14 protein-coding genes are annotated in these 12,252 nt (G+C 68.1%); 4 read left to right on the top strand and 10 right to left on the bottom strand.

Translation table 11 applies throughout. The features are described from left to right. Positions 1-9: 9 nt before the first annotated feature. Both QMG86_RS09930 and QMG86_RS09925 read right to left on the bottom strand, forming a co-directional pair. Complete coding sequence (locus QMG86_RS09930; protein WP_281879053.1) at positions 10-243, bottom strand: hypothetical protein; 234 nt, start codon at positions 241-243, stop codon at positions 10-12. A gap of 57 nt (positions 244-300) precedes the next feature. Then, a complete protein-coding gene (locus QMG86_RS09925; protein ID WP_281879052.1) occupies positions 301-963 on the bottom strand; it encodes a maleylpyruvate isomerase family mycothiol-dependent enzyme in 663 nt (220 codons plus the stop codon). Between the two features lie 18 nt (positions 964-981). Here QMG86_RS09925 and QMG86_RS09920 point away from each other — a divergent pair, with 18 nt between their 5' ends. After that, on the top strand, positions 982-1,449 hold the full coding sequence (locus QMG86_RS09920) for a MarR family winged helix-turn-helix transcriptional regulator (RefSeq protein ID WP_281879050.1): 468 nt from the start codon (positions 982-984) through the stop codon (positions 1,447-1,449). A 125-nt stretch (positions 1,450-1,574) separates the two neighbouring features. Here QMG86_RS09920 and QMG86_RS09915 read toward each other — a convergent pair whose 3' ends face one another. Further along, positions 1,575-2,279 (bottom strand): DUF1206 domain-containing protein, encoded by a 705-nt coding sequence (locus QMG86_RS09915; RefSeq protein ID WP_281879048.1) that lies wholly within the window; start codon positions 2,277-2,279, stop codon positions 1,575-1,577. 418 nt (positions 2,280-2,697) lie between these two features. Further along, positions 2,698-3,438: a hypothetical protein gene (locus QMG86_RS09910; RefSeq protein ID WP_281879046.1), complete on the bottom strand. Its 741-nt coding sequence runs from the start codon at positions 3,436-3,438 to the stop codon at positions 2,698-2,700. A gap of 705 nt (positions 3,439-4,143) precedes the next feature. On the opposite strand from QMG86_RS09910, the gene QMG86_RS09905 reads away from it, so the two are divergent. Continuing rightward, a complete protein-coding gene (locus QMG86_RS09905; protein ID WP_281879044.1) occupies positions 4,144-5,676 on the top strand; it encodes an acyl-CoA synthetase in 1,533 nt (510 codons plus the stop codon). Between the two features lie 12 nt (positions 5,677-5,688). Here the strand turns inward: QMG86_RS09905 and QMG86_RS09900 are convergent, their stop codons facing one another. Further along, positions 5,689-6,630, bottom strand: a complete 942-nt coding sequence (locus QMG86_RS09900; RefSeq protein ID WP_281879042.1) for an alpha/beta fold hydrolase — start codon at positions 6,628-6,630, stop codon at positions 5,689-5,691. Between the two features lie 177 nt (positions 6,631-6,807). Next, positions 6,808-7,668 (bottom strand): TetR-type transcription factor C-terminal domain-containing protein, encoded by an 861-nt coding sequence (locus tag QMG86_RS09895; RefSeq protein ID WP_281879040.1) that lies wholly within the window; start codon positions 7,666-7,668, stop codon positions 6,808-6,810. 144 nt (positions 7,669-7,812) lie between these two features. On the opposite strand from QMG86_RS09895, the gene QMG86_RS09890 reads away from it, so the two are divergent. Together QMG86_RS09890 and QMG86_RS09885 are read left to right on the top strand one after the other, a co-directional pair. Then, entirely contained in the window at positions 7,813-9,030 is a 1,218-nt protein-coding gene (locus QMG86_RS09890) for an acyl-CoA dehydrogenase family protein (RefSeq protein WP_281879038.1), read from the top strand. Between the two features lie 213 nt (positions 9,031-9,243). Continuing rightward, positions 9,244-9,471: a hypothetical protein gene (locus tag QMG86_RS09885; protein WP_281879037.1), complete on the top strand. Its 228-nt coding sequence runs from the start codon at positions 9,244-9,246 to the stop codon at positions 9,469-9,471. 86 nt (positions 9,472-9,557) lie between these two features. Here the strand turns inward: QMG86_RS09885 and mbp1 are convergent, their stop codons facing one another. The 4 genes from mbp1 to QMG86_RS09865 form a co-directional block, all read right to left on the bottom strand. Next, the gene (gene mbp1 / locus QMG86_RS09880) at positions 9,558-9,803 is read right to left on the bottom strand and encodes a microaggregate-binding protein 1 (RefSeq protein ID WP_063017676.1); all 246 of its coding nucleotides are present in this window, start codon (positions 9,801-9,803) and stop codon (positions 9,558-9,560) included. Positions 9,804-9,917: 114 nt separating this feature from the next. After that, entirely contained in the window at positions 9,918-10,334 is a 417-nt protein-coding gene (locus QMG86_RS09875) for a hypothetical protein (RefSeq protein ID WP_281879034.1), read from the bottom strand. An 18-nt stretch (positions 10,335-10,352) separates the two neighbouring features. Continuing rightward, a complete protein-coding gene (locus QMG86_RS09870) occupies positions 10,353-11,576 on the bottom strand; it encodes an NADH:flavin oxidoreductase (protein ID WP_281879032.1) in 1,224 nt (407 codons plus the stop codon). Beyond that, entirely contained in the window at positions 11,573-12,151 is a 579-nt protein-coding gene (locus QMG86_RS09865; RefSeq protein ID WP_281880883.1) for a TetR/AcrR family transcriptional regulator, read from the bottom strand. Before QMG86_RS09865 ends, QMG86_RS09870 begins: the two co-directional genes overlap by 4 nt. Positions 12,152-12,252 lie beyond the last annotated feature (101 nt).

The raw sequence follows: 12,252 nt of genomic DNA, 5'->3' as shown, positions 1-12,252 counted from the left end.
TTTCAGTCGTCAGATGCCGACATGCGCGAGCACAGCGAGCACGAACGGTGCGGCGACGACGAGGATCGCGAGCACCAGCAGCGCCGCGAGGATGTTCCCGACACGCCATCCGGACGACCTGGCGGCGCGCCGGGACAACCGGTGGGCGTCCGCGGTGGACTGCCGGGCCCAATCGGTGTGCCGGGCCGCGTTCCTGCTCGCGTTCTGCTGAGCTTGCCACGAGGAGAATCCGGGATTGGTCATCGTTGTGTTTCCTTTCCAGGTTGCGGGTTCGGTCGAGTTCCGGTTCCGGCACCGGAGTCAGGTGATGACGAGGCGTTCGGTCAACGGCGCGAGGCCCTCCCCCGCCAAGTCGTGCAGCCGTGCGGTACGCCCAGTGACCAGCAACAGCAATGCCGCGATCGGCCCGCGGACCTCGAGGCCGGCGCCGTGACACCAGTCGATGTCGGTGGCGCGCAGGCGGATACCGCGCAGCCGGTGACGGTCGAAAACCGGGCGACCGAGGGTTGCCGCGTGCGCGGTCGCGGCGGCGGCGGCCTCCGGCGGCACAGCGAGAGTGCGGCCGAGCGGGATGGCGATGTCTTGGCCGTGGACCATGGTGTCCATCAGCACGTTGCGGTAATTGGTCAGCCTCGGGATGCGGCGTGTGGCCGCGTGATCGCGCAGGGACGACACAAGCTGGTCCACCGGCTGTTCGGAATATCGCCTGGCGAGCAGATCGACGAAGCGGTTGTAGTCACCCCGGGCGCGCAGTCCCGTGGTGATCATGATCCCGCCCGGTGGCGGCGACGGCGTCATCGCCAGATGGGCGGCCACATCGCGCACTCGCCACCCGGCGCAGAGCGAAGGATGCTCCCACTCCCGCGGAGACAGATCGGCCAGCAGATCGGCGATCCCGCGGCGCTGCTGCTCGATGACCTGCCAGCTGTTCTCACGGTCGAGGGGGGTCGGTCGGGCCGCCATGGCATGTCAAGGAGTGGGATGGCGGAGGAGCTCAACGTCGGCCTGTTGATGCAGATAGCCTTCCGGGCGATGGAACAGCGAGTGCTGAGCGCCCTGGCCGAGTCGGGTTTCGGCGACCTCACCGTCGCGCAAGCGAGGATCGTCGCCCAGATCGACGCGGCGGGCACCCGCTTGACCGAACTCGCCGAACGGGCGCAGATCACGAAACAGACCGCGGGCTTCCTCATCGACCAAGTCGAACGGGCCGGTTACGTCACGCGGGTTCCCGATCCGAGCGACCGCCGCGCTCGCCTCGTGCGCTTGACCGACCGTGGCGAGCGGGCAGCCGGGTTCGCGAACTCCGTCGCCCAGCGCGTCGAACGGGAATGGTCGGCGCATCTCGGCGCCGAGGCGATGGGACAGCTACGGCGGGCGTTGCATAGGCTGCGTGAGATCACCGATCCGTATGACCCGGCTGCCGCCGACACGCGATCCGGCAGGGAGTAACTCGCATCGGTCCGAGCATCCGGCCGATCTCGACGCCGAGCGGAGCGTTGGCCGATATGCCACGCATCCGGGCGGGTGATCGAACTCCGACCGGATGCGTGGCCAGGAAACTCATGCCGTTTCGGTCACACCGGGACGCCTCCGTAGGTGCGCCGGTATTTCGCTTGGAGGAACGACAGGACGCCGAACGCCATCAGGCCCAGGGCAACCGCGATGAGCAGCCAGGGACCCAAGGCACTCTCGGCGAAATCGTGCAGTACGGCGTCGACGCCTTTGGCGTTCGCCGGTTCGTACTCGGCGGCCGCGACCACTGCGGCGAGTCCGATGGCGACGATGATCAACCCGCGCGCCAGATAGCCGATGCGGCCCAGCCAGATCACGCTCTCCCGGGATGCCTGGGTCATCCAGCCCATGCGCAGGTCGTCGACGAAGGCGAGACGAAGCCCGCGCAGAGTGGTCAGCACACCCGCGGCGAGAATGGCCAGACCGATCAACAGGACGACCACCTGCCCGCCGTCCCAGCCCAGAATCCGGGCGGTCACATCCCGTGCGACGGCGTCGCCGGGCGGCGGCGTGCGGCCGTCCACGACGAACCGGAGAACGACGAAGGCCGCAACGGCGTACATGAGCCCTAAAGTCAAGGCGCGCAACCGAGGTCCGTTCGAACCCGCCGCCGGCGCGCCCGCGGCCTGCGCCAGCCGCCACGCGGCCAGAGCGGCGAATCCGAGGGCGAGGATCCACAGCAGTAGATAGCCCAGCGGCTTGCCGGCGAGCGCGGCGAGCGCACCGCCCGCGGTCGGCTCGTGCTGCGCGACGCCGACAGCCAGCATGAACGCGAGAATGCCGATGACAATGTACGCGACACCACGTGCGATGAAGCCGAATCGCGCGGCGCCTGCCAACCCGCCCGAACGCGCGTACCCGCGCGGCCGCCCGCTGTCATGCCGCCGCCACCGGCCCCCGTACCGGTTGCGCCATCCACTTCGGTACCCGGTCCGCCACCGGCTTCGCCGCAGTCCGCCGTTGCGACGCCATCGATATCTGTCAGCATTTCGGATCAAGCTCATGGTTCTCACCTCTCCATGGACGGTATTGCCCACTTCGGGTGGAATAACCGGCGAAGATCGCCGAAGGGCCCTTACAGCACAGCTCTGCTGCGAGTCGCCGTGCCGCTCAGGGTGTTCCGCTCACTTCGCCGGAGCCAGGTCGAGGGTCAGCTTCCGCAGCGACTGATCCGGGCTGCGCGCTCTACGTTCCGTCGGTGTGGGGGTCTGATGATGGAGGGCGCCAGGGTAGGCGGAAAGGCATGGTGGCGCCCGTGAGAATTTGCTGGATGCCGGCGGCAAGCGCCGAGCCGATAGAGGTGAAGCAGGCAAGTATCGCCGTGCGGGTGAGGCTGGAGGTGGAGTAGCGGGTCTCGCTGATGCCGGGGAACGGCAGTTTGTCGTTGCCGAACATCCATGACATCACTGATCCGAGCTGCCCGCCCAAATCCCATCGGCGCGAGGTCATTTCCTTGAGTTCCGGCGCTTTGCTGTTGATGTAGAGCAGGGTGCAGATCGTGCAGATCGCCACTGCCACCGAGGATATCGCTGTCGCGCGCTCGAGTATTCTGTTGCGGGTCCGCAGATTGACTGCCACGGTGAGTACACAGACGATGACGGCGACGGTGGTCAGGAGCGCCCAGAAACCGGTGATGTGAGCTAAAGCCATTGGTTTCGACGACGACCAGACGGTCAGGTATCGGGTAGAGGCGTTGATGCGGCCGAAGGCGTTGGTTTCGGCTTTGCCGTTGGGTCCGGATACGGTGAGCCACGGCCGGAACAGCAAGCCGAAGGTGATCAGGCTCCCGACTGCCGCCCAAACGTAACCCCAGTTCCCGTTGATGGCCATACGCAGCCCGCCTTCCTTCTCGGCCGGTTCGTGAGCAGAATTTTCGGCCGGGCTGTGCTGGTTCTCAGCTTTATTCCAAGGAGTCGAGTTTTCCATGGATTTATGCTATGGATATTCCCAAGAATGGATGGTCCCGCATTGCGGGAAAGCCCTGGAGGGTGCAATGGCTCCGCGCGGTCCAGCTCAGGTCATGTAACGATCATTTGCCCACATGTGGCTTTATATTGTTGTACAACGGTTTTCGTCGTTTTTATGCGTCCATGTTGCGTTTCGACATCGACCAGCTCGATCTCTGATAACTCTGCTGTCGCTCTTTCGCATTGTGTGGACAGGGATTTGGGGAAATTCCGCCCCGAATGCCTGCCAGGACCGGTGCGACGGATCTCGACGCCGGCCTCTCGTCGATCCCAGGTTCCAGCGGTGTGTTCCCGGGACAGTTCATGACCCTTCGACTACCCGCCACCCGAAGGGCCATGCGCTGGTCCTGCCCAAACGCACCGTCACGACCGAGTTCTCCGCTGCACCGACGTTCTGTACATCGGGAAGGCGCCTCGAGCGCCGCAGTCGGCAGGCACCCCGCACCCGAGGCGGGTGTTGGCCCTCTCTCTCCGCGGGCAGGCAGCCGGAGCCCGTCGCCAATTCTGGTGAATGGACCAGAATCACCGTTTACTTTCAGCTATCGTCGGTGGCAGAGCAACCGCTCTGCGGGACACCAGGGTGCCGGCGCGTGGCCGGGCGTCCGGGGAACCCGCGCAGGCCGGGCGGTCGGCCATCGACCGCCCTGTTCCACCGAGGAGCCGCATGTACCCCGGCGCACACGTCGACCGTTTCCCTGGCAAACCGGCTATTGTCCGCGCCGAGACCGGCGAGGTGCTGACCTACCGGGAACTCGAGGAGAACTCGGTCCGGCTGGCCCGGCACCTGCACGACGCGGGCCTGCGCAAGGGCGACCACGTCGCGCTGCTCTCCGGAAACGACCCGAAGATCTACGAGGTGTACTGGGCCGCACTGCGAACCGGGCTTTACATCACCGCGGTCAACCGGCATCTGTCGCCGAGCGAGATCAGCTACATCGTCAACGACTGCGGGGCTCGGGCCCTGATCGTGTCGGCCGGTGTCGCCGACGCCGCCGAGCAGATCGTGGCGCAGACCCCGGCGGTCGACATCCGTCTCGCCTTCGGTGGTCCGGTGCAGGGTTACAAGTCCTATGAGGATGCCCGGGCCGCCGCGTCCCCCGAGCCACTGCCGGACCAGCCGCGGGGCGCGGACATGCTCTATTCCTCGGGCACCACCGGACGCCCCAAGGGCATCGAACAACCGCTGTCGGACCGGCAGGTCGGTGACGCGCCCGGTGACACCTACACCGCGATCTTCGGCCCGCTCTACGGTTTCGACACCGAGACGGTCTACCTCTCCCCCGCCCCGCTCTATCATGCCGCACCGCTGCGCTTCGGCGGCGTGGTCCACGCGCTCGGCGGAACGCTCGTGATCATGGAGAAGTTCGACGCCGAACAGGCGTTGGCCGCCATCCAGCGCTACCGGGTGACGCACAGCCAGTGGGTGCCGACCATGTTCGTGCGGATGCTGAAACTCGACGCGGCCGTCCGCGCCCGCTACGACGTGTCCAGCCTGCGGGTCGCCGTGCACGCGGCCGCACCGTGTCCGGTCGACGTGAAGCGCGCGATGATCGACTGGTGGGGCCCGATCCTGCACGAGTACTACGCCTCGACGGAGGCCAACGGCGCCACCTTCATCGACAGCGAGCAGTGGTTGCGCAAGCCGGGCTCGGTCGGCACCGCCGGTCTGGGGACGATCCGGGTGTGCGGCGACGACGGCGCGGAACTCCGCCCCGGCGAGATCGGCACCATCTACTTCGAACGCGACGCGGTGCCCTTCGCCTACCACAACGACCCCGCCAAGACGGCCGAGGCGGTCCACCCGGACCACCCGACCTGGACGACCACCGGCGACATCGGCTACGTCGACGAGGACGGCTATCTGTTCCTCACCGACCGCAAAGCATTCATGATCATCTCCGGTGGCGTGAACATCTACCCGCAGGAAGTGGAGGACGCGCTCGCCCTGCATCCCAAGGTGCTCGACGTGGCGGTGATCGGTGTGCCCGACGAGGAGATGGGCGAATCCGTCATGGCCGTCGTCCAACCGGCGCCGGGCGCCGAACCGGGCCCAGAGCTTGCCGCCGAACTGCGCGATTATCTGCGCGAGCGCATCGCCCACTACAAGGTGCCCCGGAGTTTCGACTTCGCCGACGATCTACCTCGTACTCCCACCGGGAAGCTGGTCAAGGGCAAACTCCGGCAGCGATATGTGTGAATTTTCCGGCGGCTACGCGGCGTAGGTGAGGTCGGCGGTCTCTCCTGCGCGCGTCATCAAGCGCGCGACGGCCGCCGCCACCTGGCCGGGCTCCTCCAGGATCACGGAGTGACCGGCGCCCTCGACGAGCACGAAATCCGAGTACTCGACGGCGGCGGCCATCGCCACGGAATGCGACGGCGGCGTCATCAAGTCGGCGGAACCGCACAGGACCAGCGTGGGGATCCGGGACAGCAGCGCGAGCGCGTCGGTTCGGTCGTAGACCATGAAGTCGCTCAAGAAGCCGGCCATCGTGACGATCGGCGTCTCGTTGCGCATCGCGTTGGCCAGGGCGAGCACCCGCGCGCTCACCTTACGGTCGCCGAATTCCGCGGTACGGATGATCGGCGCGAACAACCGGCAGGCCAGCAACTTCGCGTGGTGCATCGCCCCCGGTGCGCGGCGGACGGCCGCCTGGAACGCGGAGACGACCGGGTTGCGCAGCAGACGGCCGAACCCGGCGTCGGCGAGCCCGTCGGCGGCGGTCGCGAGCAGGGCCACGCCGACGATGCGGGTGCCGATCTCGTGCGGATTCTGACCGGCGTAGGTGAGGGCGGTCATGCCACCCATCGAGTGGCCCGCGAGGACGACCGGCCCGGTGGGGGCCACGGCATCGAGAACGTCCCGCAGGTCCCGGCCGAGCTGGTCGAGGTTGTAGGTCCGCCGGGACGCCACGGCGGACTCGCCGTGGCCGCGGTGGTCGTAGCAGACGATCCGGGCGCCGGCGTATCGGCGCAGCAACTCGGTGCGGACGTAGGTCCAGGATTCGGTGCGCAGGCAGTGTCCGTGCAACAGGACGACGGTGAGATCCGCGTCGCGCGGGCCGTATTCGCGGACCGCGAGCGCCACGCCGTCTTCGGTCCAGACCGTGGCACGCCGTTCCGCCGTGGCGGCGATTGCGTTGAGAATCGACATGGGATGCTCCGGTTCACTGGCGGTGACTTGTCCTACTGTCCGCCGTCCACGCCGCCGCGAGCAGACCCCCGAGTGCTGAGCTCCGATCCCCAAGGGGTGACCCGATCACCACCAAGGTGGGGCGGCGTCCACGCAGGCCGGCTCGGAGAGTGCTCCGCCACCGGCGCGAACGCGCGGCTAGCTCACCGGATCGACGCCGAGCACATCCAGGGCGAAGTCGCCGTACTGCGTGGCCACTTCCTCCGGGGTCGCCGGGCCGGACTCGCGGAACCACTGGGGAATGGCGGTGCACATGGTGGCTATGGCCCGGCCCGCCGCGCGGATGTGGGGACTCGCGACGCGGCCCTCCGCATGGGCCTCGGCGATCGCGTCGTCCAGGATGGCTTGGATCTCACGGCGGGAGCGGGCGATGCGCGCGCGTTCGCTCGCCGAGAGGCTGCGCATCTCGCTGGCGCCGATGAAACCGAGATCACGGCGATGGGTGTGGAACAGGGCCAGCGCTTCGACGATCAGGCGCACCCGGTGAACGCTGTCGCGGCCGTCGGCGCGGGCGGCGCGCACTCGCCAGTGCAATTCGTCCATGGTCAGGTCGAGGATGCGGACCAGCAGGTCATGCTTGTCGCGATAGTGGTGGTAGAGCCCGGGAACGCTGGTGCCCGCCCGCCGGGCGAGGGCGCGCACGGTCGTGCCGTGATAGCCGAACTCGACGAACGACGCGAGGGCGGCGGCCAGCACCGGATCGACGTCCAACGGGGCGAACTCGCGCCAGCCGCCCGGCGAGCCCGGCTCGGAGACGGCCCGGCGGTGGCGCGGAGGGGCAGCGGGGGAAGCGTCGCCGAGCAAGTGGGTGACCGGCACGCCGAGCACCTCGGACAGACGGGTGAGCCGGGCGATCGAGATCCCGGTCTTGCCTGTCTCCATCGCACTGAGCGTCGCGGGACTCACCTCGAGACGGCGGGCCACTTCACGCAGTGACAGCCCCGTGGCACGGCGCGCGCGCCGGATCGCCTCGTGTGGCGCGGCGGCCTCGTTGTCCATAATGTTCAGGATAACTGAACTTCAGGATTTTACTTGTTTTACCGAACTCCGCTCTTTGACAGGGTGCACGGGCAGTGAGACAGTGTTCAGATGGAGCGATCGTTCGGTTCCTGACGAGCTCCGGATATCGAGGAGGAATGCGCGATGCCGATCGATCTGACCTATTCCGACGAGGTTCGGGCGCTGACCGAGCGCACCCGTGAGTTCGTGCGGGAGACGGTGCTGCCGATCGAGGACGAACACAACGGCGACATCACCGCCGCAGGGGGCGACGGACTGCGCGTCACCCTCAGCAAGCTGGCGCGCGAGGCCGGGGTCTTCGCGCCGCACGCGCCGGTGGAATACGGCGGTCACGGGTTGTCGATGTCGGATCGCGCGCCGGTGTTCGAGGAAGCGGGTTACTCGCTGTTCGGCCCGACGGCGCTCAATATCGCCGCGCCGGACGAGGGCAACGTCCACATGCTCGCCCACATCGCCGATCCGGAGCAGAAGTCGCGCTATCTGGAACCACTCGCCCGGGGCGAGGTGCGTTCGGCCTTCGCGATGACCGAGCCCGCACCCGGCGCGGGTTCCGACCCGGCGGCACTGGCCACCCGGGCCGTGCGGGCCGACGGCGGCTGGCGGATCAACGGCCACAAGCACTTCATCACCGGCGCGGATGGGGCCGGCTTCTTCATCGTGATGGCCCGCACCTCCGGCGAACCGGGGCAGCGGGGCGGCGCGACCATGTTCCTCGCGCCCGCGGACACTCCCGGTCTGCGCGTGGGCAGGCACATCACCACGCTGGACCGGGCCATGATCGGCGGCCACTGCGAGGTCTTCTTCGAGGACATGTTCGTCCCCGACGAAGCGGTGCTCGGCGCTGTCGACCGCGGTTTCGAATACGCCCAGGTCCGGCTGGGCCCGGCCCGCATGACCCACGTGATGCGCTGGCTCGGCGCGGCGCGGCGGGGCCACGACATCGCCGTCGAGCGGGTCGCCCAGCGCGAAGGCTTCGGCGCGCGCATCGGCGATCTCGGCATGGCGCAGCAGATGATCGCCGACAACGAGATCGATATCGCCGCCACCCGCGCGTTGCTGGTGCGCGCCTGCTGGGAACTCGACAACGGAGAGCACGCGGGCAACGCCACCTCGATCGCGAAGACCTTCGCCGCCGAGGCGATCTTCCGCATCATCGACCGGAGCATCCAGTTGTGCGGCGGCCTCGGCGTCTCCGACGACCTGCCGCTGGCCCGCCTCTCCCGCGAAGTGCGGCCGTTCCGCATCTACGACGGGCCTTCCGAGGTGCACCGGTGGGCTATCGCCAAGCGTGCGGTCAGCGCCGCCCACCGGGCGGCGGACGGGTCCGGGCCTGCACGCTGAACCGGCTCGCCACACCGCCGACGAGCAGCACGCCCACCTCCGGGACCCCTAGACTTCGGGCAGCACCCGGCCGACTCGCAGCCCGAGTCATCAGGGGCGAGTGTTCGTGTGACCTGCGAACTCGCCACATATCCGACGACGGGGTCCGTCGCCGATGAGAAGGCGAGCCCGCTGATCCGACTATGTCCCCGGGATGACCGAGAGGAGAGCTGTATGTCAGCGCAAGACCGCCGATACCTCATCCTGCTGAATCCGGGTGAGGTCGCCGACGAGGCCGCGCTCGCGGCGATCCGGTCGCAGTTCTTCGACTGGCTGAAGAGAACCGGCGCCGAAGTGGTTCAGGACGGCGGCGCGAATCGATTGGTCATCTCCTCGGCGCCCGGAACCGCCGAACTGGTCCGGGGCCTCGACTACGTAGTGGCCGTCGAGCCGTACGCCTGAGGTGCTCCCGTGTGGACACACACCCGCCGCCGTCAGCTTCGGCTGACGGCGGCGGGGCGTCTGCGGTGGGACGAATCGGCGTGCGGCTACCGTCCGTGCTGATGCGCGGACTGGCGGGCCTCGTCGACGTCGGCCTCGGCACGAGCCTTCTCGGCCGCGGCTTCCTTGCCGGCCGCCTCGCGCTGCGATTCCGCCTTGTCCTGCTGCGCGCGACCTTCGTCCTTCAGGTCCTGGTGACCGGTGACGGTACCGGCCGCTTCCTTCACCTTGCCCTTGACGTCTTCGACGACGCCTTCGGCGCCTTCACGAGCACCGCTTCCGTGTTCCGCCACAACAACCTCCTGGAATATCGGAACAAGCTGACATCTCGCGCATACCCGGGAGACCGGCCTCGAACCAGCTGCGGCGAGAAAGTTCGGCGCGGCGCGCCCATCGCGCCGGTCGGGTCAGCGCAGCGGGGTGGTCTCGCTCGGACCCTGCCGGTCCCGCGTCATCGTGAGCCGCTGCTCACGGTCGTTGTACTCCGGGATCGGCAGCGGGAACCAGTAGCTGCCGTCGAGCCAGGCTTGCCCGAGCAGCGGGACCGGCTTCTGCAGGATGTTGACGCCCTTGCCGTGCGGCGGGCTCCCGAACGCGCCCACCGGCGCCCCGTCGATGAAGAACTCGACGCGTTGCTCGGTGAGGCGGACGGCGTAGGCGTGGTCGTCCGACAGCAGGGCGGGGTCCAGCGGTGTGATCGGGGGTACCAGCGCACCACCTCGTTTGACCATCAAGAAGAAGCCGCGGGGCAGGTCCTGCCCCAGGACGTTGAAGATCGGCCGGGTGAGTTCGCTCGCGCCGGCGATCCCCTCCGGCTGCTGCATCGGAGTCGATCGCCGATCCTATGCCCGCGCTTCGGTACCGCCGAGCCCCGACATCGTCAGCTCAACGGGTTCTCGCGGCTGGTCGGGACGGAACACACAGCGCGTACACGTGTAGATCGTGGGCATGCACTCGTTGCAGTGCACGCAGGCCGAGCGGGTCGACGCATCCGACTGGATGCGGCGCAACAGGTTCGGCTCCCGGAGCAGTGCACGGCCCATGGCGACGAACTCGAAGCCTTCCGCCATCGCCAGCCGCATGGTGTCCGCGTTCGTGATGCCACCGAGCAGAACCAGCGGCATCGACAACTCCCGCCGGAAGTGCCGCGCTCGCTCCAGCAGATACGCCTCCCGATACGGATACTCCTTCAAGAATGCCTTGCCGACCGCCCGGAAGCCCCATCGCGCCGGCACGGGTAGAACGCCGGCGAACGACCGCCGCGGAGCGTCGCCGTGGAACAGCAGCATCGGGTTGAGCAGCGAGCTGCCCGCCGTGAGTTCCAGGGCGTCCAGGCTGCCGTCGGCTTCCAGCCACGCGGCGACCTGCACCGACTCGGGCACGGTGAGCCCGCCACGCACGCCGTCCTCCATATTCAGCTTCGCCGTCACCGCGAGGCGGCCGCCCACGGCCTGCCGCACCGCGGCGGCGATCTCGCGCGCCAGCCGCGCCCGGTTGGCCAAGCTGCCGCCGTACCGGTCCGAGCGGCGGTTCAGCTTCGGGCTCAGGAACGAGCTCACCAGATAGTTGTGCCCGAAATGGATCTCGACCGCGTCGAAGCCCGCCTCCTCCGCCAGCTTCGCCGCGTCGGCGTGAGCCGCCACCAGTTCGCGGATCCCGTTCTCGTCGGGGCTTCGCATCATGCGCATCGAGAGCGGGCTGAGCATCCGGCTCGGCGCCAGCGCCGGAGCCCGGTTGGAAGCCGCGTTCGCCACCGGGCCGGCATGGCCGATCTGCGCGCTCACCGCGGCGCCCTCGCCATGGACGGCCTCGGTGAGCCTGCGCAGCCCCGGCACCGCGTCGGGACGCATCCAGATCTGGTGCCGGTCGGTCCGGCCACCGGGAGCGACAGCGCAATACGCCACCGTTGTCATCCCGACCCCACCGGCGGCCACCTCGCGATGGAACTCGATCAATTCGTCGGTCACCACCGCGTCCGGTGTACGGCCTTCGAAGGTCGCGGCCTTGATCACCCGATTGCGCAGGGTGATCGGCCCGAGCTGGGCCGGTGCGAATACGTCGTTCATCGTTTCTCTCCTGTCGGCGCGGTCAATCCGGCCACCACGAATTCCCGGAGGGTGGCCACCGCCTCCGGCGACAACTCCCGGTGTTCGGCGCTGCCGAATCGCATGATGACGAGGTCGAACGCCAACATCCACCGGCGCCTGCTCTCGCGCTCGCTCAGCCCCGGCAACAGACTCACCCACGCATCGATGCGGAACCAGGGCTGCCGCCATTCGGTCACCTGCCTGCCGAGCACGAATTGCGCCAGCAATCGCAGATGCAGACGGCCCACCGGATCGGCGGACAACTCGACGAACGGTTCGATCACCGCGTCGACCACCTCGGCGATGGATCCGTGCGCGCCGGTGACGGCGGCCAGACGGTCCGCCCACACCGGTCCCAGCCGCTCCTCGAGCAACGCGGCGACCAGGGCGTCCTTCGACCCGAAGTGGTAGTGCACCGCCGCCGGATTCGCTCCGGCCTGCGCGCAGATGCTCCGCACCGACACCTCGTCGTACCGGCCCTCGAGCAGCAGGCGTTCGGCGGCGGTCAGCAAGCGAGCGCGGGTGGTCGCGGCTTCGGAGACCGATTTCGGCATGCGCACAGTCAAGCACGTTTCCATCGTTGATTCAATCAATGATTGAACTCGGTGGATACACTTTGCCCGCGCCGGTCACGAAAGCGTCGTCGAGTCCCACG

It is taken from the genome of Nocardia sputorum, from assembly GCF_027924405.1.
GTDB lineage: Bacteria > Actinomycetota > Actinomycetes > Mycobacteriales > Mycobacteriaceae > Nocardia > Nocardia sputorum.
Note: the sequence above shows the minus strand (reverse complement) of the source record. Positions and strands in the feature narration are given on the sequence as shown.